Origin of the sequence: Streptomyces sp. KL116D (genome assembly GCF_030766975.1) — a bacterium.
Taxonomy (GTDB): Bacteria; Actinomycetota; Actinomycetes; order Streptomycetales; family Streptomycetaceae; genus Streptomyces; species Streptomyces longispororuber_A.
The window spans coordinates 1-20,329 of the sequence record NZ_JASERH010000156.1 but is presented as its reverse complement, the minus strand read 5'-3'; the positions used below and the strand labels follow the sequence as shown (position 1 = coordinate 20,329).

Sequence of the window (20,329 nt, the reverse complement as noted above, 5' to 3'; positions counted from 1 at the left end):
TTGCTCGGGAGTTGCGGCTTTTTTGCGTTGTGTGTGCGGAATGCCGGGCGCCTCCGCAGCCGCCGGTCTCCGGCTCACGCCGAGTCGGCCAGGCGCTCCGCGTCCTTCGTCGGATGGCCGGCCACCGACAGGACCGCCACGACCGCGGCGCGGGCGGCGTTCTCCGGTGCGAGCGCGCCGTCGTTGACCGCCTCCATCAGCCCGAACAGCACCTGCTCCTGCACGTACGCCAGCGCCTCCGCGGGCAGCGGCGAGGTGAACTCGCCGTTGTCCTGGGCCTCTTGGATCAGTTCCGTGCAGACCTCGCGGACCGGGGCGAGACGCGCCCTGATGCCCTCCATCGTGACGCTGCGCTGCGCGAGATGGACCAGGAGGCGGTAGCGGTCGGCGATCGGCCAGATCGCCCGGATCGAGCGGGCCACCGCCTCCGCCGGGTCGTCGATGCCCTCGCGGCCCGCCCGATGCGCCTCGGCGACGGCCTGCGCCGCGTCGTCCACCAGGGCGCCGACCAGCGCCTCGCGGCTCGGGAAGTGTCCGTAGACCGTGCGGCGCACCACCCCCGCGGCGCGTGCGATCTGGTCCATGGAGGCATCCGGGTCGCGCAGCAGCTCGGCGAGCGCGACGTCGAGGATGCGGCGGCGGTTGGCGTCGGCCCGTACGGAAGTCACGCCGTTCATTGTGCCCGGCCCCTGGGGGTGTCCGGCACCCGAGCGGCGCTGCGGTTTTGCACACTGCTGTGCAACGACGTAGATTGCACACTGCTGTGTAATTGCACAGGGCTGTGCAAGTCGTTGGATCGGCTTGCGCGGGCCTTGTCCTGCCACCCGGGAGGGTCTCCGCGCCATGCGCCTCGTCATGAACGAGCCGGTCGAATCGATGGACCGGCCGTACGCCCGCCGCTGGTGGGCCCTGCTCGTGCTCTGTCTGAGCCTGCTGATCATCGTGATGGCCAACACGGCCCTGACGGTCGCCGCACCCGACATGACCCAGGACCTGGGGCTCTCCAGCGCAGACCTGCAGTGGGTCATCGACGGCTACACCGTGCCGTACGCGGCGCTGATGCTGCTGCTGGGCGCCATCGGCGACAAGTACAGCCGGCGCGGGGCCCTGCTGCTGGGGCTCGTCGTGTTCGGTGGGGGCGCTGTCGCGGGGTCGCTCGTGGACAGCTCCGGCGGTGTCATCGCCGCGCGCGCCGTGATGGGTGTCGGCGCGGCCATGATCATGCCGGCGACGCTGTCACTGCTCGCCGCCACCTTCCCGCGGGCCGAGCGGGCCAAGGCGATCGTGCTGTGGACGGCGACGGCCGGACTCGCCATCGCGGCCGGGCCGCTGGTGGCCGGGGCGCTGCTGCGCGACCACGGCTGGGCGTCCACGTTCCTGATCAACGTGCCGGTCGCCGCCGTCGCGATCGTCGGCGCGCTCGTCCTCGTACCGCCGTCGAAGGCCGGACACCACGACCGGATCGACTACGTGGGCGGGGTGCTGTCCGTCGTGTGGGTGGGCGCGCTCGTCTACATGATCATCGAGGGGCCGCACTTCGGCTGGGGCGTCAAGGCGGTCTCGGCCGCCGTCGTGGCGGGTATCGCGCTGGTGGCGTTCGTGCTGTGGGAGCTGCGGCACCCGCGGCCCGTGCTCGACGTGCGCCGGTTCGCCAACCGCCGGTTCGCCGGGTCGAACCTGGCCGTCGCCCTCTTCTTCCTCGCCGTCTTCGGTGCCTTCTACTACCTGACCCAGCACCTCCAGTTCGTCCTCGGCTACGACGCGTGGGAGACCGGCGTGCGGATGCTGCCGCTGGCCGGCGCGGTGTTCGTCGGCTCGGCGCTCACCGGGTACCTGACGCCGCGGATCGGCATGAAGGTCACGGTGACCGCGGGCATGGTCGGCGGTACGGCGGCGCTCGCGCTGCTCACCCGGATCGACGCAGGGTCGACGTACGGCGACTTCGTGCTGCCCCTCGTGATCCTCGGCCTCGCGATCGGACTCGCGCTCTCGCCGTGCACCGACGCGATCATGGGTGCGTTCCCGGAGTCCGAGCTGGGCGTCGGCGGCGCGGTGAACGACACCTCGCTCGAACTGGGCGGGTCGCTCGGCATCGCCATCCTCGGCTCCGTGCTCGCCGGTTCGTACTCCTCCCACCTCGCGGACGCCGCGTCCGGCACCAAGCTGCCGGGCGACGCGCTGTCCACCGCGCAGGACTCGGTCGGCGCCGGGTACGCCGTCGCCCAGCACGTCGGGGCGCAGGCCCAGAAGCTCGCCGAGCAGGCGGCCGGGGCCACCGATCCGCAGCAGGCCGCGCAGCTCAAGGCGCAGGCCGGTCAACTCGCCGACGGGGCGCGCCAGATGGCCGACGCGGTCGGCTCGTCCTTCTCCGACGCCGTGGCGCACACCAGTGTCGTCGGAGCGGTGATCCTGGGTGTCGGCACCGTGCTCGTGGCGGTCCTGCTGCCCCGGCGCGGCCGGGGCGCGGACGCCGAACCGGCCGAGCGGGAGGCCGGACCGGAGCCGCAGCAAGCCGAACTGGCCGACGCCAAGGCCTAGCCGACAGTCAGCCGGGAGCCGGGAGCCGGGAGCCGGGAGCCGGGAGCCGGGAGCCGGGAGCCGGGGCCGTAGTCGGAACCAGGAGCCGGAGTTCAAGCCGGGAGCCGGGGCCCGAGCCGGGGTCGGAATCAGGAGCCGGAGTTCAAGCCGGAAGCCGGAAGCCGGAAGCCAGAAGCCAGGAGCCGGAAGCCGGACGAGAGCGGGCGCCGCGCGCTAGGCGCCCGCTCTCTCCCGTGTGTCGTCCCCGGCCGCGTCGAGCAGGATCCGTGCCAGCTCGCGCGGGCGGGAGAACATCGGCCAGTGGCCCGTGCCCATCTCGACCAGGTCCCAGCGGTCGCTGCTCTTGAGCAGTTCCGCCGCCGCGTCGGGCGGTGCGTCGCCGTCGAGCAGGCACTTGACGTACGTGGCCGGGAGGTCGCCGAGCGGGCGGGGGAGCGCCGCGGGTTCGGTGAGGGCGGCGGCCGGGTGCGCGGTTCCCAGGCTCGTGAACCGGGCGATCTGCTCGTCGGTCAGGTCCTGGCCCGCGAACTCCTCGGCGGCCGGGACCGCCCAGCCCCCGTCCTGCGCCGCCAGCACCGCCTCGAACGCGGCCTGTCCCTGCCACCACCCGGAGGCGAACGACTCGCCGTCCCGCGGCACGCACGCGTCGACGAACACCACGCGGCGCAGCCGGGACCCGAGCCGCCCGGCGGCCTGGGCGACCGGGATGCCCGAGTAGCTGTGCCCGACCAGGACGACGTCCTGCGACCCGAGCCGGTCGACCTCGTCGACGATGTCCCGGACGTGCGTGGCCTGCCCGGCCGGGGTCCCGCTCCTCTCGGCCAGTCCGGAGAGCGACAGCGGATGGGCGCCGTGGCCCGCCCCGGTCAGCTCGGCGACCACGTCCTGCCATGCCCAGGCGCCCAGCCAGGCGCCCGGGACCAACACGTAATCAGTCATGGCCGCACCGTATCCGCGACCACTGACAATCAGCCTGCCAGCGCCCGCAGTTCCTCCCCGCTGAGCCGGAGCGCGCCCGCCGCGACGTTCTGCGCGAGATGCTCCGGGTCGCCGGTGCCGGGGATGGCGAGGACGTTCGGGCCCTGGTGCAGCGTCCACGCTAGCCGGATCTGGGCGGGCGACGCACCGTGCGCCGCGGCGATCCGCTCGACGGCCGGGGACTCCGTGGTGCCGGTCGCGCCCGCGTGCCCGCCGCTGCCCGCGATGGCGAAGAACGGCACGAAGGCGATGCCCTGGTCGGCGCAGGAACGCAGCAGGTCGGCGTCGCCCGGCCGGCCGGTGCCCAGCCCGAACCGGTTCTGCACGCACACCACGGGCGTCACCTTCTGCGCCCGGGCGAGCAGCTCGGCGTCGACGTCGGAGACGCCGACGTGCCGGACCAGACCCGCGTCGCGCAGCTCGGCCAGCGCACCCACGTACTCCTCGATGGCGGCCGAAGTGCGCTCGTTCATGCGGAAGTTGACGACGTCGAGGTGGTCGCGGCCGAGCTGGCGCAGGTTCTCCTCGACGTCGCCGCGCAGCTCCTCGGGGCGGGCCCAGGCGGTCCAGGCGCCCGCCCTGTCGCGGCGCGGGCCGACCTTCGTGACGATGACCAGGTCGTCGGGGTACGGGGCGAGGGCCGTGTTGATGAGTTCGTTGGCCGAGCGGAGCGACGAGAAGTAGAAGGCGGCGGTGTCGATGTGGTTCACGCCGAGCTCGACGGCGCGGCGCAGTACCCGGATCGACCGGGTGCGGTCGGAGACGGACGTGTTGTCGAACGCGATCCGGCCCGGGAGCCGCATCGCGCCGAAGCCGATCCGGCGCACGGGGAGGTCGCCGAGGGTCCAGGTCCCGGAGGCCTCCGCGGAAACGGGGGCGTGATCGTCGGTCATCTCTTCGCTCCTGTCGGGTCGTTCGCCACCGCCCGAGTGGCGTGGCACATGAGGGGCACATGAAGGGGCACATGAGTACGAGGCCTGAGTATCGGCACTCAGGTGCGGGGGCCGCCCGCGCACTTTGATGGAGCCATGATCGACGAACTCGCCGCAGACCCCGCCGTACGTCCCGCGCCGCGCTCCCGCCAGTGGGTCGCCCCGCTGGTCTCCAGCCTGGTCACGCTGCCGGCGGCGCTGGTCGCGTGGGCGGTCGCCGGTCTGTCGCCGATGGCCTGCGACGCGTGCACCGATGCCCAGGTGGCCCGGTTCGAGCCGAGCTACGAGCGGGCGTTCACCGTCTTCGGCTGGGGGCTCACCATCTCCCTGCTCGTCCTCGCCACCGCGTGGCTGCTGCCGTGGGAGGAGCGGTTCGCCGCGCGCCGGACCGGCTTCGCGGCGGTGGCGCCGTTCGCCGTGCTCGTCACGTATCTGGTGTTCGCGGGCATCGTCGACTGGCCGTAATCCGGTGGTGGGCCGGGCCCCCGTCTTCGTACGCTCGCCCGCATGACCGCCGCCGACCCCCGCCTGCTGAATGTCATCGACGTCGAAGCGACCTGCTGGGACGGGCCGCCACCGCCCGGAGCGGTCAGCGAGATCATCGAGGTCGGACTCACCGTCGTCGACCTGGACGCGGGCGAGCGGCTCTCCCGGCACGGGATCCTGGTCCGGCCCGTCCGCTCCACGGTCAGCGACTTCTGCACCGAACTCACCGGCCTCACCCAGGCCGAGGTCGACCGGGGTGTCGGCTTCGCCGAGGCGTGCCGGCGGCTGAGCGACGCGTTCGCCGGGCGGACGCGGCCGTGGGCGAGCTGGGGCGACTACGACCGCCACCAGTTCCGCCGGCAGTGCGCCGCGCCCTGCGCCCCGTACCCCTTCGGCCCGGTCCACATCAACGCCAAGGCCGTGTTCACCGAGAGCCACGGGCTGCGCAAGAGACCGGGCATGGCGCAGGCGCTGACGATCGCCGGGCTGCCGCTGGAGGGGCGCCACCACCGGGGCGAGGACGACGCGTGGAACATCGCCGCGCTCGTGCTGCGCATCGCTGAGCGCGGCGACTGGCCCACCGAGTAAGGCAATTGATTGTGTGTCAGAACGTGACGGTCGCGCCCGGCTTCAGCAGGTGCAGGCGGTCGCTCAGGCCCGCCTCCGCGAACGCCGCCGTCAGCGTGGGCCCGTCCTGGGTGAAGTGACCCCAGTGCTCGAAGTGCAGCGGCACCACCTGGCGGGCGCCGAGCAGTTCGGCGGCCTGGGCGGCCTGCGCGCTGGTCAGCGTCAGCGTGGCGTCGGGGACCAGCGGCGTACGGGCCGCCCCCGCGAAGAGCACCGCGACGTCCACCGCGGGGAACCGGTCGGCGATCTCCCGGACGCGGTCCAGCGACGCGTTGTCCCCGGAGACGTACACCGTGGGCAGCCCCTCGCCGGACAGCACGAAGCCCGTGACCTCGCCGACCAGCGGCTCGCTGCCCTCGGGGCCGTGCAGGGCCGGCACGCCGGTGATGCGCAGGGTGCCGCCGTCGGGGCGCTCGACGTCCACGTGCTCCCAGTTCGGCAGGGCGGTCACCGTCTCGCCGAGCCGCCCCCTGGCCGCCGTCGTCGTGAGGACCAGCGGGGCGTCGGACAGCAGGGCGCGGCCCGCCGTGTCCAGGTTGTCGGGGTGGTGGTCGTGGGACAGCAGGACCGCGTCGACCGGGCCGATCTCCCGCTCCGTGACGGCCGGTCCCGCCGTCTTCACCAGTGAGCGCGAGCCGACCGCGTACTCGCCGGGGGCGTCGAACGTCGGGTCGGTGAGCAGGCGCAGGCCGCCGATCTCGATGACGGACGTGGGTCCGCCGACGTAGCGGATGGCGATCGCGGTCACGGGGGCCTCCGGGGCTGCCGAGTCGTCTCGTATCCGGGCACGGATCGGTGCCGGTCACTGGCCTACAAGTGTGCGCGGCGGGTCCCTATTCCCGCGACACTCCCGCGACGGCCGTCCCCGCCATGCTTACCTTTCGGTGAGTACCTCACCAAATAGTGGGTTCTTGTGGGGAGTTGAGGGTGCCGCACACGATGGCGGCATGACGAACGAGATCACCGCAACCCCCGTCACCGTCCTTGGCCTCGGCGCCATGGGCCAGGCCCTCGCCGACGCGCTGCTGACCGCAGGACACCCCACCACCGTCTGGAACCGCTCTCCCGGAAAGGGCGAGGAACTCGTCGGGCGCGGCGCCCGCCGGGCCGCGACCGCCGCCGACGCGGTACGGGCCGCCGACGTCGTGATCGTGTGCGTCGTCGACCACGACGCCGCCCACGCGATCCTCGACCCGCTCGCCGCGGACCTGTCCGGCAAGGTCGTCGTCAATCTGACCTCTGACACTCCCGAGCGGGCCCGCGAGGCCGCCGCATGGGCCGGGCGGCACGGCGTCCGCTACCTCGACGGGGCGATCATGGTGCCGGTCACCGTCATCGGATCCGAGGAGGCCCTGATCTTCTACGCGGGTCCCGAGGACGCCTACACCGCGTACGAGCACGTCTTCACGGCCCTGGGCGGCCGGGCCACCCACCTCGGCGCGGACCACGGGCTCGCGGCCGTCTACGACCTGTCGATCCTCGACTACTTCTGGACGACCATGTCCGGCATCGTGCACGCCTACGCCCTCGCGGGCGCCGACCGGGTGCCGGCCGCGAAGCTGGCGCCGTTCCTCATCGCCAACCACGCGATCGTCCCGGACATCGCCACGTACATGGCCGAGAACGTCGACAGCGGCAAGCACCCCGGTGACCTCGCCAACCTCGCCATGGAGGTCGCCGGAATCGACCACATCGTGCACGCCGCCGAGCACCGGGGCCTGGACACGACGGTGCTCCGCGCGGTGCGGCGGGTCGCCGGGCGGGCCATGTCGCTGGGGCACGGGGCGGACGACTGGTCCAGCACGGTCGACGCGGTGCGACAGCCTGAGCAGTCCCGGTAGTCCCGGTAGTCCCGGTAGTCCCGGTAGTCCCGGTAGTCCCGGTAGTCCCGGTAGTCCCGGTAGTCCCGGTAGTCCCGGTGGGCCGAGGGTGGCCCCGCGGAAAAGGAGTCGGCCCGTAGCCTCGAATGACCCAGAATGCCCGTATGGGCACAACATTCTTCGTCAGTGGGCCGAGCGGGCCCGAGGGCTCCGAGCGGGCGCGGATCGAGTCCCTGTTCGCGGAGTTCCTGGAGGCCGTGGCACGCCCGCCGGCCGCCGAGCCCGACGCGCGCAGCCTCACCGCGAAGCTCCGCGGGCACCTGGGCGCCGACCCCGGTGAGACCCCGATCGTCAAGGCCGCGTACGCGCCGTACGACCACCCCAACGTCCATCTGGCGGTGGAGCGCTGGTTCGCCGACCGCCCCGGGCGGCCGTACGAACTCGTCGGGATGGCGGGCGCCCGCAACCGCGGCGACCTCGACCTCACCGAGGTCGTCGAATCGGCCGACCGCTACGAGCAGTTCAAGCTCGGCGCGGTCGACTACGCGCAGCTGCCCGTCTCCCCGGACGATGAACTCGCCTGTGTGCACGTCGGGTTCTACCTCGGCCGCACCGACCGGGGCCTGCCGTTCGCGGCGCTGCTGCGCGGCCCGACCGACGACTACGACAACCGCACTGTGCGCCTGGAGGTGATGTGCGCCGACAAGGACGCCGCGCAGACCTTCCTCGGTGAGGTCGACGCCCTGGTGCGCACGCACAACGTCTTCCGCGGGCAGGTGCTCTCCTTCGAGGGCGGCGAGTTCGGGCAGGGCCTCGGCCCGTTCCGCTTCCACCGCCGCCCCGGCCTCGGCCGCGACGGCGTCGTGCTGCCCGACGGGCTGCTCGACCGCGTCGAGCGGCAGGTCGTCGGCGTGGCCAGGCGCCGCGAGCGGCTGCGCGCGGCCGGTCAGCACCTGCGCCGCGGGCTGCTCCTGTACGGGCCGCCCGGCACCGGCAAGACCCACACCGTCCGGTACCTGCTCTCGCACCTGCCGGACTTCACGGTCATCCTGCTCGCGGGCAGCAGCATCGGCGCGATCGGCCCCGCCTGCGCGCTCGCCCGGATGCTCCAGCCGGCCCTCGTCGTCCTGGAGGACTGCGATCTGATCGCCGAGTCGCGCGACCACGGCGGCGGCGAACAGCCCCTGCTCTTCCAGGTGCTGAACGAGATGGACGGCCTCGGCGACGACGCCGACGTCGCGTTCCTGCTCACCACCAACCGCGCCGACCTCCTCGAACCGGCCCTCGTGCAGCGCCCGGGACGCGTCGACCTCGCCGTCGAGGTCCCGCTGCCGGACGCGGCGGGGCGGGCCCGGCTGCTCGCGCTGTACGGCGGCGTGCTCGACCTGGACGCCACGCTCACGGACGAGATCGTCGCGCGCACGGAAGGGACCACCGCGTCGTTCGCGAAGGAGCTGGTCCGCCGGTCGGTCCTCATCGCGGCCGAGCGCGAGGCGGCGACGACCGAGGCCGTCGACGTACGGGCCGCGCTCGACGAGCTGCTCGGCGACCGCGATCTGCTGACCCGGCGGCTGCTGGGCGCGCAGGCCCCGGCGGAGGACTGAGCGGACGCTGGCCTTGACGCCGGGGTCAAGGTTTACCGTCGTGGCATGCGCATCGGAGAGCTCGCGGACCGCGCCGGCACGACCACGCGGACGCTCAGGTACTACGAGTCGCGCGGGCTGCTGCCCGCGCGGCGCGGCGGCAACGGCTACCGGACGTACGACGAGGACGACCTGCGGGCGCTGCGGCAGATCCGCACGCTCCAGGACTTCGGGTTCGACCTGGAGGAGACCCGCCCGTTCGTGGAGTGCCTGCGGGCCGGCCACCCCGAGGGCGACTCGTGCCCGGCGTCGCTCGCCGTGTACCGCAGCAAGCTCACCGAACTCGACGCGTTGATCGGCGAGTTGACCGCCGTGCGGGAGAAGGTCGGCGCGCAGCTGGCGCGCGCCGAGGAAGCCATGGAGGCGCTGGTGGTGGAGGAGTCCGCGCCGCGCTGCGAACTGCAACCAGGGAGTGACCATGTCCATGCGTGACGTGACCGACGCGGACTTCGACGTGGAGGTGCTCAAGAACGGGCGGCCGGTGCTCGTGGAGTTCACCGCCGAGTGGTGCGGGCCGTGCAAGCAGCTGGCGCCCGTGCTCAGGTCCATCGCGGAGGAGGAGGGCGAGCGTCTCGACGTCGTGGCGATCGACGTCGACGCCAATCCGGACACGGCCGTGAAGTACGGGGTGCTGTCCATGCCGACGCTGATGGTCTTCAAGGACGGCGAGCCGGTCTGGTCGCGGGTCGGCGCCCGGCCGAAGCGGCGGCTGCTCGAGGAATTGGCGGAGGCCCTCTAGGAAATCCCGGCAGCGGATCCTGAGTCGGATCCGGGATTGGAATTGCGCCCCGCCCGGGGTATATTCGGTTTTTCTGTGTGCCCACAGAAAAGGCCCCTCACCGGGGGCCAACTAAACACACCGTACCGGGCAGGGAGCAGTTTTGTCAAGCCGGGAATCCGCCGCATCGCAGAAAGAATTGCAAAAGGAACAGGAATTCATCGACCGGCTCTACGCGCGGGTCGACGCGCTGCGCGGCCTGGCCGCGGACTCGGTCACCGACGCCCTGACGCCGGTCGGCACCGGCCAGCAGGCCAGGCTGGAGCGGGATCTGCTGGTCGTGGAGCGGTCCGGTCTGCTCGCCGCGCTGAACGCGGTCGACGGCTCGCTCTGCTTCGGCCGCATCGATCTCACCGACGGCGTGACGCATCACATCGGGCGGCTCGGAATTCGTGAGGACGACACCGAGCACACCCCGATTCTGATCGACTGGCGCGCCCCGGTCGCCCGCCCCTTCTATCTGGCGACCGGACATACGCCGATGGGCCTTCGACGGCGCCGTCACCTCACCACCGAAGGCCGTACGGTCACCGAACTCCACGACGAGATCCTCGACCTCGGCGACGCCGAACGCACCGGCTTCGAGGACCCCACGGGCGACGCCGTGCTGCTCGCCGCCCTGAACTCGGCGCGCACCGGCCGCATGGGCGACATCGTGCAGACCATCCAGGCCGAGCAGGACCGGATCATCCGGCACGACCACCGCGGGGTGCTCGTCGTCGAGGGCGGGCCCGGCACCGGGAAGACCGCGGTCGCCCTGCACCGTGCCGCGTTCCTGCTCTACGAGCACCGCGAACTGCTCGCGAAGCGGGCCGTGCTGATCGTCGGCCCCAACCCGGCGTTCCTCTCCTACATCTCCGAGGTGCTGCCCGCCCTCGGCGAGACGGGCGTGCTGCTCGCCACGGTCGGCGAACTCTTCCCCGGGGTGCACGCCACCGCCGTCGACACCCCGCGGGCCGCCGCCGTGAAGGGCGCCGCCGCGATGGCCGACGCGCTCGCGTTCGCCGTCCGCGACCGGCAGCAGCTGCCCGAACCCGGCGCCCCGATGGTCATCCGGCACGACGACGGCGATCTGATCCTCGACTGGGAGATCGCCTACGAGGCGCGTCAGGCGGCCCGCGACACCCTGCTGCCGCACAACCTCGCCCGGCCGCACTTCGCCTTCCGGATCCTCGACGCGCTCACGGAGCAGCTCGCCGAGCGGATCGGCGCCGACCCTTACGGCGGCCCGAACTTCCTCGGCCCCGACGACCTTGCCCAGCTCGGCAAGGGCGTCGCCGCCAGCGCCGACGTGCACGCCGCCATCGAGGAGCTGTGGCCGACGCTCACCCCGGAGGGCCTCGTCGCGGACTTCCTCGCCGAGCCCGTCCAGCTGGCGGAGGCCGACGCGGACGCCGTCCGGCGGACCACGACCGGGCCCACCGACTGGACCCCCGCCGACGTGCCGCTGCTCGACGAGGCGGCCGAGCTGCTCGGCCACGACGACAGCGCCGAGCGGGCCGCCGCCGAGGCCGCCCGGCAGGAGCGGATCGCGTACGCGCAGGGCGTCCTCGACCTCTCCCGCGGCTCGGAGACGTACGAGTTCGAGGACGAGGACGAGTCGGAGGTGCTCGCCGCGCACGACATCGTCGACGCCGAGCGGGTCGGCGACTGGTACGCGGAGGAGGACCACCGCAGCGCCGCCGAGCGGGCCGCCGCCGACCGGACCTGGGCGTTCGGCCACATCATCGTCGACGAGGCGCAGGAGCTGTCGCCGATGGCGTGGCGGCTGCTGATGCGGCGCTCGCCGACCCGGTCGATGACGCTGGTCGGCGACCCGGCGCAGACCGCCGAGGAGGCGGGCGTCGGATCGTGGGAGAAGATCCTCGCGCCGTACGTCGAGGACCGCTTCGAGCACACTCGGCTCGGGGTCAACTACCGCACGCCGGCCGAGATCATGGACGTCGCGGCGGCGGTGCTGCGGGCCGAGCACCCGGACTTCGAGCCGCCGTCGTCCGTGCGGTCGACCGGGGTCCTGCCCTGGCGGCGCGAGGTCACGGGTGACCTCGTCGCCGCCGTGGCCGAGACCGTCGCCGCCGAGGTCCCCGACGAGGGGCGGCTCGCGGTGATCGCCCCGCGCCGGCTGCGGGAGGCGCTGGCCGCGCGGCTGCCGGGCGTCGACGCGGCCGGGCTCACGCCCGACCTCACCCGGCAGGTGGTGCTGCTCGATCCCCGGCAGGCCAAGGGCCTCGAGTTCGACCGCGTGATCGTGGTCGAGCCGGGGGAGTTCGGGCTGAGCGATCTGTACGTGGCGCTGACCCGGGCGACCCAGTCCCTGGGGGTCGTGCACTCCGGGGAGCTGCCGCCGGCGCTCCTTCGGCTCGCCGAGGCCGGTTCAGGGGCGTAGCCACACCGTCGCCAGGGGCGGCAGCGTGAGGCGGATGCTGGCCGGGCGGCCGTGCGCTCCCTCGTCGTCCGGCTTCACCGGGTCGCGGTTGGTGACGTCGCCGCCGCCGTAGCGCGCGTGGTCCGTGTTCAGGACCTCGTGCCAGGCCGGTACGTCGTCGGGGACGCCCAGCCGGTAGTCGTGGCGGACCACCGGGGAGAAGTTCGACACCGACAGCAGCGGCGAGCCGTCGGCGGCGTGGCGGAGGAACGCGAAGACGTTGTCCTCCGCCGCGTCGCCGGTCACCCAGGAGAAGCCGGCCGGGTCGGTGTCCCGCTGCCACAGGGCCGGTTCGGACCGGTAGACGGTGTTGAGGTCGCGGGTGAGGTCGCGCACGCCGCGGTGGTCGGGCTCGGCTCCGTACGCCGGGTCGAGCAGCCACCAGTCGGGGCCGTGCGCCTCCGACCACTCGGCGCCCTGCGCGAACTCCTGCCCCATGAAGAGGAGTTGCTTGCCCGGGTGGGCCCACATGAAGCCCAGGTAGGCGCGCAGGTCGGCGCGCTGCTGCCACCAGTCGCCGGGCATCTTCGAGACGAGTGACCGCTTTCCGTGCACCACCTCGTCGTGCGAGATGGGCAGCACGTAGTTCTCGCTGTACGCGTACACCATCGAGAACGTCATCTCGTTGTGGTGGTACTTGCGGTGCACCGGTTCGTGGCCCATGTAGTCGAGCGAGTCGTGCATCCAGCCCATGTTCCACTTCAGCCCGAAGCCGAGCCCGCCGAAGCCGCCGGGGCCGACGTGGTGGGTGGCGCGGGTGACGCCGTCCCAGGCCGTGGACTCCTCGGCGATCGTCACGACGCCCGGGACCCGCCGGTACAGGGTCGCGTTCATCTCCTGGAGGAAGTCGACCGCGTCGAGGTTCTCGCGGCCGCCGAACTGGTTCGGGGTCCACTGCCCCTCTTCGCGCGAGTAGTCCAGGTAGAGCATGGACGCCACCGCGTCGACCCGCAGGCCGTCGATGTGGAACTCCTCGCACCAGTACAGGGCGTTCGCCACGAGGAAGTTGCGGACCTCCTTGCGGCCGTAGTCGAACTCCAGCGTGCCCCAGTCGGGGTGCGCGGCGCGCAGCGGGTCCTCGTGCTCGTACAGGGTGCGGCCGTCGAACTCGGCCAGCGCCCAGTCGTCGCGCGGGAAGTGGGCCGGGACCCAGTCCATGAGCACGCCGATGCCGGCCTGGTGCAGCTTGTCGATCAGGTACTTGAAGTCGTCGGGGGTGCCGAGGCGGGCGGTCGGCGCGTAGAAGCCCGTGACCTGGTAGCCCCAGGAGCCGCCGAACGGATGCTCCGCCACCGGCAGGAACTCGACGTGCGTGAAGTTCAGGTCCGCCACGTAGGCGGGGAGCTGGTCGGCGAGCTGGCGGTAGGTGAGGCCGGGGCGCCAGGACGCCAGGTGGACCTCGTACACGGAGAAGGGCGCCTCGTGGGCGGGGCGTTGGCCGCGCCGCTCGATCCACTCCTCGTCCTCCCAGGCGTGGTGGGAGGCGTGCACCACCGAGGAGTTGGCGGGGGGCGTCTCCGTGCGGGTGGCCAGCGGGTCGGCGCGCATCGTCCGGCTGCCGTCGGGGCGGGTGATCTCGTACTTGTACAGCTCGCCCTCGCCGATGTCCGGGACGAACAGCTCCCAGATGCCGGACGAGCCGAGGGAGCGCATGCTGTGGGCCGCGCCGTCCCAGTAGTTGAAGCCGCCGACGACGCGGACGCCCTGGGCATTGGGCGCCCACACGGTGAAGCGGGTGCCCTCGATGCCCTGGTGCGTCATCGGGCGGGCGCCGAGCGCGGTCCACAGCTGCTCGTGCCGGCCCTCGGCGATCAGGTGCAGGTCGAGTTCGCCGAGGGAGGGGAGCAGGGCGTAGGCGTCGGCGACGGTCTGCACGGTCTTGTCGTACGTGATCTCCAGGCGGTGGCCGGCCGGGGCCTCGTGGAGCGGGAGCAGGGCGGAGAAGAAGCCGTCGCCGTCGTCGTGGAGGTCCGTGCGGAGGCCTTCCGGGGTGGTGACGGTGACCTTCTCGGCGTAGGGGCGCCAGGCGCGGAAGGCTGTGCCGCCGGGGTGGGGGTGTGCGCCGAGCACTCCGTGGGGGTCGTGGTGGGTCGCGGCGAGGAGGCGTTGCCGGTCGGCCTCCGGGACGGGGGCCGGTGTGGTGGTGGGGCGGCGGGTCACGGGTGGGGCCTCCTTGGTGGCCTTCGCGTCTGCCGGGTCGGTGTTTCGTGGGTGGGTGCGGGTGTGTTGTGGCTGGTCGCGCAGTTCCCCGCGCCCCTTGGGCGTCTGCCGGGCTGGTGTTTGTGGGTGGGTGCGGGTGTGTTGTGGCTGGTCGCGCAGTTCCCCGCGCCCCTTGGGCGTCTGCCGGGCTGGTGTTTGTGGGTGGGTGCCGGTTTGGTGTGGCTGGTCGCGCAGTTCCTCGTGCTCCTTGCGGGTCTTGGGTCAGGTGTTGTTCTCCTCTGCCAGCCTTGCCAGTGCTGCCATCGGGACCGGGAGCCACTCCGGGCGGTGGCGGGCCTCGTACAGGGACTCGTAGATCGCCTTGTCCGTCTCGTAGGCGCGCAGCAGGACCGGGTCGGTGCGGGGGTCCCAGCCGGAGGCCTCCGCGTAGCCGGTGCAGTAGGCGGCGCGGCAGGACCGGGACCAGGCCGGGTTCCAGGGGCGGTGGGAGCGGGCCGCGTAGTCGAAGGAGCGGAGCATGCCGGCGATGTCCCGGTGCGGGGGGTGCGGCATGCGGCGTTCCGCGAGCGGCCGGGACGGCTCGCCCTCGAAGTCGATCAGCTTCCAGGTGCCGGAAGGTTCCCGCAGACACTGGCCGAGGTGGAGGTCGCCGTGGACGCGCTGGGCCCGCCAGGTGCGGCCGTCGGCGGCGAGGCCCGCCAGCGCCTCGAAGGAACTGCGCAGCGCGGGCACGAACGGGAGCAGCGCGGGCACCTGCCGGGCCGTCGATTCGAGCCGGTCGGTCATCGTCGCCGCGAGCTGTTCGGTCTGGGCGCGGGTGTACGTGACCGTGGGCAGGGCGCGGGCCAGCGCCAGGTGGACCTCGGCGGTGGTCCGGCCGAGCGCGTGCGCCTCCGCCGTGAAGTCCTCCTGCTTGGCGAGGTGTCCGAGGGCCAGGTCCCAGCCGTCGGCGGCACCCTTGAGGTACGGCTGGAGCACGCCGAGGGTGGTCGTCTCGCCGTCGGCCGTGCCGTTCGGCCCGTACGTCTCGAACCAGGCGACCGGCTCCGGGACCCGGTCGCAGCCCTCGCGGGCCAGGGCGAGGGGGAGTTCGAGGTCGGGGTTGGTGCCGGGCAGGACCCGGCGGAACAGTTTGGCGATGAGCCGGTCGCCGTACACGACCGAGGAGTTGGACTGCTCGGCGCGCAGCGGCCGGGGGACGAGGCCGCGCGGGACGTGGCCGCCCGGGCCGCGGTGGAAGCGCAGCGGGCCGAGGGCGCCGGGTATGCGGAGACGTTCCAGCAGGACGGACGCCTGCCGCGGGTCCTGCAGCGCGTCGTACGCGGTGCGGCCGGCCAGCGGGCCGCGCGTGATGTGGCCGATCGCGGCCGGGGCGAGGTGCGGCGGGAGCATCTGGGCGGTGCCGACCAGGAGTTGGTAGCAGTCGCCCGGTCCCTCCTCGGCCGGCGGCTGATGGGCGCGCAGCAGCAGGTGCAGCAGGGCCGACCGGGGCAGCAGCGGGGTGACCGCGTCGAGGGTGAAGCCGGTGACGGGGCGGCCCTTCCCGGCGAACCAGCGCTGGCGCGGCAGCCACTCCCGCAGCAACGGATCGAGGGACGTGAGCAGTTCGGGACCGCCCTCGCCGGAGACGTGGGCGGCGGGCCGGGCTGCGGCTTCCGACATGGCGTCGCGTCCTTTCCCCGGGAACGCGCGGCGGGCGGTGCGAGCCGGTCCCGGGTGCCGAGATGCTGTCCAGAGGTGGAGACGTGCCGAGTACGGGGGGATCCGTGGCGCAGGCCGGGACACCCGGCAGGAGGAGTGGCGCCTGCCCGCACGATATTCGTGGAGAGTGCCCAGGGAAAGCCCCGGAAAACAGGCTTTGGCTGCTTCTTGGGCTTTCCGTCCGTCGAACTCTCGTGTCATCGCCGCCGGTTCGGCCGGAACGCGTCGACGAGGATCCGGACGATGCGCTCCGCCGCGCGGCGGCGGGCGGGGGAGCGGGACCAGACGGCGGGGAGGAGGACGGCGGCGAAGAGGGTGAGGGCGAGGAGGGCGGTGGCCGTGGTGAGGGGCAGGTTCACGGTGACTCCAGGTGGGCGGGTCGGTCGGGTGCCACCACGGTGAACCGGGCCGGGACGCCCTGGCGCGGACCCCGAACTCTCCCGAAGCGGCCGCCTTCCGCGCAGGTCAGCCCTACGCTTCGGAGCGGTGCGCCGAAGTGTTCCGAAGGGTTCCGACGAGCGGAGGTGCGGTGCCGTGCCGCGGGAGCGACGCAGTGGGCCGGTGGCCGAGTTCTGTGAACAACTCCGGCTCCTCGTCCGGGATTCGGGGCTGTCGCAGAGCCAAGTCGCCCAGCGGGTGGGCAAGTCGGGGGCCGCGGTGTCCGAGCTGCTCAACGGACGGCGTACGCGACCACCTGCTTGGGACGACGTGCGTCGGATCGTCGACTGCTGCGGTGCGGCGAAGGGGCTCGACGGGCGGACGCGTGGTGTGGAGGCGGAGGCGTGGCGGTACCGGCACGGGAGCGTCGTCGAGCTGTACGAGGCGGTACTCAGGCTCGATCGGCCGCTTGAGCCCGGACAAGATTCCCGGACCGGTTCCCCGTCTGATTCCGGGCCAGAGGGGAAGGCGGAGCCGGACGGCATCCCAGGTCCCCGCTTCCGCGTCGATCCCCGCTCGGTGCCGACGGCGTCGCAGACCGGCTGGGTCCGGTGTCTGCGCCTGCTGACCGTCGCGGGCGACCACCCCGTGCGTCTGCGGGAGTTGCTCGACGAAGAGGGCCACGAGGCCTTTCTGCGGCGGCTGCACGCGGTGTGCCGCCAGGTCCTGGACGGTTTCCCGGGCCGGGTGCGGGCAGCGGACCGGCTGGCCCGCACGGTGGCCTGCCATGCCGTCCTGCCGGTGGCGCGGCTGACCGCTCTGCTCGACGCGTACTCCGGGGAACTCGCGGCTCGGCCGACGACGGCTCGCCGGTGGATCGAGGCCATGGAGTACTTCGCCGACGAGGTGGCCTACGGGCCGAGCGGTTCCGGTCCCGTCGGCGAGGGATGGGAGCCCTGGGAGGACGACCTCGGGGACCGTCTCCGCAGTGCGCTGGACGGCGATCGCCAGAGCGTCGACCTGCGTGCGGCAGCCGATCGGCTGGCGGCCCTCGTGGAGCACCTGGCCTTCTACGAGCCCGAGTTGTGGCTGCTCCTGGGGGAGTGGTCGCACGTGCCCTCGGGAACCGGGACCGCGCTGGACGGCCTGCCGGAAGCCCTCTCGTCGTCCCCCGATTCCCTTCCCTGCACCTCCGACGCCGCGCGGACCGTGGCGGGACGGCCGGCCGGGGAGCTGGGCCGCCCTCTCGTCGCGGGGGTCGAAGCCGCGGCAGGGGACACGCCGGGGTCCGCTCCGGTGGTCGTCCCGCGCCTCGGCAGCGGTTACGTCGACCCCGCCGCCCGGTGGGCCGTCCTGCACGACGACGCCATGCCGTACGCCGAGGCCTGGTGGGCCACGCAGTCCGCCGACGTGCCGGTCGGCCTGCGGCTCGCCGCGCACTTCAGTGGAGTGGCCGCGCTGCACGTACCGCTGCTCGTGCTGGGCCACCCCGGTGTCGGCAAGTCGCTGCTCACCCGCGTCACCATGGCGCGCCTGCCCGCCGACGACTTCCTGCCCGTCCGGGTGGAACTGCGGTCCGTGGCGGCGGACGCCCCGGTCCAGCGTCAGATCGAGGAGGCGCTGGAGCAACTGCTCGGCGAACGCGTCGGCTGGCCCGACCTGGTGCGCGGGGCGCCGGGGCGGATCCCGGTGGTCCTCCTGGACGGCTTCGACGAACTGCTCCAGGCCGCGGAGACGGAGTACTGGGACTATCTCCAGGAGGTCGCCGACTTCCAGGCGCGGGAGATGGCGGCGGGGCGCCCCCTGGCGGTCGTCGTCACGAGCCGGACCGTCGTCATGCACCGCGTCCGCGTCCCCGACTGCACCCGGGCGCTGTGCCTGGAACCGTTCGACGAGCGGCACCGGCGCCGCTGGCTGGAAGTGTGGAACGCCGCGAACCGCGGCTACTTCACGTCCAGCGGACTGCGCCCCCTGGACCCGGCCGTCCTCGACGACAGGCTCGAACTCGCCGCGCAGCCCCTGCTGTTGCTGCTGCTCGCCCTCTACGACTCCGTGGACAACGGGCTCGCTCGCGCACAGGAGAGCCGGGCCAGCGGCGCGGAGCTGTTCGAGCGCCTGCTGCTCGGCTTCCTGCGCCGGCAGGTCCGCAAGCGGCACGCCCGTGACCCCGGTCCGTCCGTCGTGGACCGTGAGGCCGAGCAGGAGATGGCACGGCTCGGGGTGGTGGCCCTCGCCATGTTCACCCGCGGGCAGCAGAGCGTCGGCGCGGAGCAGGTCGCGTCGGACGCGCGGGCCCTGCTCGGCCCGGACTCGGGCTGGGCCGACGACCGGGCCTTCGGCCGCTTCTTCTTCATCCACGAGGCGCAGGCCCGGGTACGCGGGAGGAACCGGCGTACGTACGAGTTCCTGCACGCCACGTTCAACGAGTACCTGGTGGCCCGCACCATCTGGCGGTCCCTGCGGACCGCGGCCGAACCGCCCGGTCCGGATGGGTGCCGGGCCCCGCTGCCGGTGGGCCCGCTCTCGTTCGCGCAGCTCACGGACCGTGCGCAGGTGCTGGAACGGCTGGCCGAGATGGGGGCGGCGGCCGACCCCGCCGCGTCGTGGGCGCTGGCGGACACGATCCCGCGGCTGCTCGGGGAGGCGCTGAACGGCGCGCTGCCGCCCGCCGATCCGGCCTACGAGCCCAAACCCGTGCCGCCGCTGACCCGTCTCGCCCACTACACGTCCAACCTCGTGCTGCTCCACACCCTGTGGTTCTCCGGGGGTTCCGTCTCGAAGCTGCTGGGCACCAGGGACGCTCCCGCGGCGTGGCACCGCCTGTCCGGCCTGTGGGAGTCGCAGCTGGCTGCCGAGGAGTGGGACGACCTGACCCGGCACCTCGTGGTGGACCGCACCTGGTACGCGAAGCCCGAGACGCCGGACGAGCCCGTGCGTGACCTCCGTCTGCGGTGGGCCGGGCACGACGAACCGGCCGGCCTCGGCGCGGCGGGACCCGACTGGTTCGCCCAGGAGCTGGGGAACGCGGGCACGGTCAGGGACGGCCTGGCCCGGAGGGCCGCTTTCCGTTGCAGCCTCGACCAGCAGCTGCTGCTGCGCGGCGACGGCGCCATGCCGTACCGGGTCGGCCGGGTGTGGGAGGCGGGATCGGAGCGCGTGGGGGTCTCGACCCGGAGCGGTGATCCGAGCGAGCGGATGGTCGCGAGCCTCGTGGCGCTTCTGACGCCCGGGCACCTCAGGGCCCAGCAGGACTCGACGGCCCTGCACACCGCGTGTCTTCAGGCGCTGGGCACCGCGGCACCGTCCCGCTCGACGCAGGACCTGGGCACCTGGGCCGTGGCGGCCGCGCTCGTGCGCGACCTGCCGTGGCTGGAGACGCGGGAGGCCTGTGCCCGGATCAGCGAGACGGTGCGGTGGGGCGACCGGCTGCGGGTGGGAGAGGAGGTGCTGCACACCCTGGCCTGGGCGGTGCACGAACTGCGCAGGCGCGAGGACGTGCCGCGACAGGAGGCGGCGCACCTGGACGCGCTCGCGCAGCGTCTTCCGCGCACCGCCGGACGCACCCCTTAGGGGAACCGGGTCAGATCCCGTCCCTCCGCAGCCGGAACCAGTAGAAGCCGTGTCCTGCGAGGGTGAGCAGGTACGGGAGTTCGCCGATGGCCGGGAAGCGGACGCCGCCGATCAGTTCCACCGGGTGCCGTCCGTTGAAGGTGCGCAGGTCGAGTTCGGTGGGCTGGGCGAAGCGCGAGAAGTTGTGCACGCACAGCACCAGGTCGTCCTTGTACTCGCGCAGGAACGCGATCACCGCCGGGTTCGACGAGGACAGTTCCGTGTACGAGCCGAGGCCGAAGGCGGGGTTCTGC

The 20,329-nt window shown here is 72.9% G+C and carries 17 protein-coding genes and 1 pseudogene; 10 read left to right on the top strand and 8 right to left on the bottom strand.

Going from position 1 to position 20,329, the window contains the following annotated elements; translation table 11 throughout:
* Positions 1-74: 74 nt before the first annotated feature.
* Positions 75-677 (bottom strand): TetR/AcrR family transcriptional regulator, encoded by a 603-nt coding sequence (locus RBJ77_RS61685; RefSeq protein WP_372352869.1) that lies wholly within the window; start codon positions 675-677, stop codon positions 75-77.
* A 166-nt stretch (positions 678-843) separates the two neighbouring features.
* Here RBJ77_RS61685 and RBJ77_RS61680 point away from each other — a divergent pair, with 166 nt between their 5' ends.
* Positions 844-2,538: an MFS transporter gene (locus RBJ77_RS61680; RefSeq protein WP_372352868.1), complete on the top strand. Its 1,695-nt coding sequence runs from the start codon at positions 844-846 to the stop codon at positions 2,536-2,538.
* 213 nt (positions 2,539-2,751) lie between these two features.
* On the opposite strand, the gene RBJ77_RS61675 is transcribed toward RBJ77_RS61680, so the two are convergent.
* Together RBJ77_RS61675 and RBJ77_RS61670 are read right to left on the bottom strand one after the other, a co-directional pair.
* The gene (locus tag RBJ77_RS61675; protein ID WP_372352867.1) at positions 2,752-3,477 is read right to left on the bottom strand and encodes an alpha/beta fold hydrolase; all 726 of its coding nucleotides are present in this window, start codon (positions 3,475-3,477) and stop codon (positions 2,752-2,754) included.
* A gap of 29 nt (positions 3,478-3,506) precedes the next feature.
* Positions 3,507-4,409: an aldo/keto reductase gene (locus RBJ77_RS61670; protein WP_372352866.1), complete on the bottom strand. Its 903-nt coding sequence runs from the start codon at positions 4,407-4,409 to the stop codon at positions 3,507-3,509.
* 135 nt (positions 4,410-4,544) lie between these two features.
* Between RBJ77_RS61670 and RBJ77_RS61665 the strand changes: the two genes are divergently transcribed.
* A complete protein-coding gene (locus RBJ77_RS61665; protein ID WP_372352865.1) occupies positions 4,545-4,913 on the top strand; it encodes a hypothetical protein in 369 nt (122 codons plus the stop codon).
* A 42-nt stretch (positions 4,914-4,955) separates the two neighbouring features.
* Positions 4,956-5,522, top strand: coding sequence for an exonuclease domain-containing protein (locus RBJ77_RS61660; protein WP_372352864.1), 567 nt, complete (start codon positions 4,956-4,958; stop codon positions 5,520-5,522).
* Positions 5,523-5,538: 16 nt separating this feature from the next.
* On the opposite strand, the gene RBJ77_RS61655 is transcribed toward RBJ77_RS61660, so the two are convergent.
* Entirely contained in the window at positions 5,539-6,300 is a 762-nt protein-coding gene (locus RBJ77_RS61655; RefSeq protein ID WP_372352870.1) for an MBL fold metallo-hydrolase, read from the bottom strand.
* 208 nt (positions 6,301-6,508) lie between these two features.
* Here RBJ77_RS61655 and RBJ77_RS61650 point away from each other — a divergent pair, with 208 nt between their 5' ends.
* The 5 genes from RBJ77_RS61650 to RBJ77_RS61630 all read left to right on the top strand — a co-directional run bounded on the left by RBJ77_RS61650 (position 6,509) and on the right by RBJ77_RS61630 (position 12,188).
* Positions 6,509-7,402 carry an NAD(P)-dependent oxidoreductase gene (locus RBJ77_RS61650; RefSeq protein WP_372352863.1) on the top strand — a complete coding sequence of 298 codons (894 nt, stop codon included), beginning with the start codon at positions 6,509-6,511 and terminating at the stop codon, positions 7,400-7,402.
* A 143-nt stretch (positions 7,403-7,545) separates the two neighbouring features.
* Positions 7,546-8,985, top strand: a complete 1,440-nt coding sequence (locus RBJ77_RS61645) for an AAA family ATPase (RefSeq protein WP_372352862.1) — start codon at positions 7,546-7,548, stop codon at positions 8,983-8,985.
* Positions 8,986-9,030: 45 nt separating this feature from the next.
* Positions 9,031-9,456: a MerR family transcriptional regulator gene (locus RBJ77_RS61640; RefSeq protein WP_372352861.1), complete on the top strand. Its 426-nt coding sequence runs from the start codon at positions 9,031-9,033 to the stop codon at positions 9,454-9,456.
* A complete protein-coding gene (trxA, locus tag RBJ77_RS61635) occupies positions 9,443-9,763 on the top strand; it encodes a thioredoxin (RefSeq protein ID WP_372352860.1) in 321 nt (106 codons plus the stop codon). The genes RBJ77_RS61640 and trxA overlap by 14 nt, the downstream gene beginning before the upstream one ends.
* Positions 9,764-9,941: 178 nt before the next feature.
* The gene (locus RBJ77_RS61630; RefSeq protein ID WP_372352859.1) at positions 9,942-12,188 is read left to right on the top strand and encodes an AAA family ATPase; all 2,247 of its coding nucleotides are present in this window, start codon (positions 9,942-9,944) and stop codon (positions 12,186-12,188) included.
* Here the strand turns inward: RBJ77_RS61630 and glgB are convergent.
* The 3 genes from glgB to RBJ77_RS61615 all read right to left on the bottom strand — a co-directional run bounded on the left by glgB (position 12,177) and on the right by RBJ77_RS61615 (position 16,447).
* Positions 12,177-14,387 carry a 1,4-alpha-glucan branching enzyme gene (gene glgB, locus RBJ77_RS61625; protein WP_372352858.1) on the bottom strand — a complete coding sequence of 737 codons (2,211 nt, stop codon included), beginning with the start codon at positions 14,385-14,387 and terminating at the stop codon, positions 12,177-12,179. The two genes, RBJ77_RS61630 and glgB, sit on opposite strands and share 12 nt — an antisense overlap.
* Before the next feature lie 261 nt (positions 14,388-14,648).
* Complete coding sequence (locus RBJ77_RS61620; RefSeq protein ID WP_372352857.1) at positions 14,649-16,049, bottom strand: phosphotransferase; 1,401 nt, start codon at positions 16,047-16,049, stop codon at positions 14,649-14,651.
* Between the two features lie 236 nt (positions 16,050-16,285).
* Positions 16,286-16,447 carry a hypothetical protein gene (locus tag RBJ77_RS61615; protein WP_372352856.1) on the bottom strand — a complete coding sequence of 54 codons (162 nt, stop codon included), beginning with the start codon at positions 16,445-16,447 and terminating at the stop codon, positions 16,286-16,288.
* A gap of 127 nt (positions 16,448-16,574) precedes the next feature.
* Here RBJ77_RS61615 and RBJ77_RS61610 point away from each other — a divergent pair.
* Positions 16,575-16,817 (top strand): annotated as a pseudogene (locus RBJ77_RS61610) (helix-turn-helix domain-containing protein); the annotation flags it as partial.
* Between the two features lie 228 nt (positions 16,818-17,045).
* Positions 17,046-20,036, top strand: a complete 2,991-nt coding sequence (locus RBJ77_RS61605) for an NACHT domain-containing NTPase (RefSeq protein WP_372352871.1) — start codon at positions 17,046-17,048, stop codon at positions 20,034-20,036.
* Positions 20,037-20,046: 10 nt separating this feature from the next.
* Here RBJ77_RS61605 and RBJ77_RS61600 read toward each other — a convergent pair.
* Positions 20,047-20,329: alpha-glucosidase C-terminal domain-containing protein (locus tag RBJ77_RS61600; protein ID WP_372352855.1), on the bottom strand; the 283-nt coding region annotated here is incomplete at its 5' end.

What these genes read in the sequence shown, in the direction of transcription:
- RBJ77_RS61650 (WP_372352863.1), top strand. Translation starts at nt 6,509, where the DNA reads ATGACGAACGAGATCACCGCAACCCCCGTCACCGTCCTTGGCCTCGGC.
- trxA (WP_372352860.1), top strand. Translation starts at nt 9,443, where the DNA reads ATGTCCATGCGTGACGTGACCGACGCGGACTTCGACGTGGAGGTGCTC.
- RBJ77_RS61620 (WP_372352857.1), bottom strand. Translation starts at nt 16,049, where the DNA reads ATGTCGGAAGCCGCAGCCCGGCCCGCCGCCCACGTCTCCGGCGAGGGC.
- RBJ77_RS61675 (WP_372352867.1), bottom strand. Translation starts at nt 3,477, where the DNA reads ATGACTGATTACGTGTTGGTCCCGGGCGCCTGGCTGGGCGCCTGGGCA.
- RBJ77_RS61665 (WP_372352865.1), top strand. Translation starts at nt 4,545, where the DNA reads ATGATCGACGAACTCGCCGCAGACCCCGCCGTACGTCCCGCGCCGCGC.
- RBJ77_RS61685 (WP_372352869.1), bottom strand. Translation starts at nt 677, where the DNA reads ATGAACGGCGTGACTTCCGTACGGGCCGACGCCAACCGCCGCCGCATC.
- RBJ77_RS61670 (WP_372352866.1), bottom strand. Translation starts at nt 4,409, where the DNA reads ATGACCGACGATCACGCCCCCGTTTCCGCGGAGGCCTCCGGGACCTGG.
- RBJ77_RS61680 (WP_372352868.1), top strand. Translation starts at nt 844, where the DNA reads ATGCGCCTCGTCATGAACGAGCCGGTCGAATCGATGGACCGGCCGTAC.
- RBJ77_RS61645 (WP_372352862.1), top strand. Translation starts at nt 7,546, where the DNA reads ATGGGCACAACATTCTTCGTCAGTGGGCCGAGCGGGCCCGAGGGCTCC.
- RBJ77_RS61640 (WP_372352861.1), top strand. Translation starts at nt 9,031, where the DNA reads ATGCGCATCGGAGAGCTCGCGGACCGCGCCGGCACGACCACGCGGACG.
- RBJ77_RS61660 (WP_372352864.1), top strand. Translation starts at nt 4,956, where the DNA reads ATGACCGCCGCCGACCCCCGCCTGCTGAATGTCATCGACGTCGAAGCG.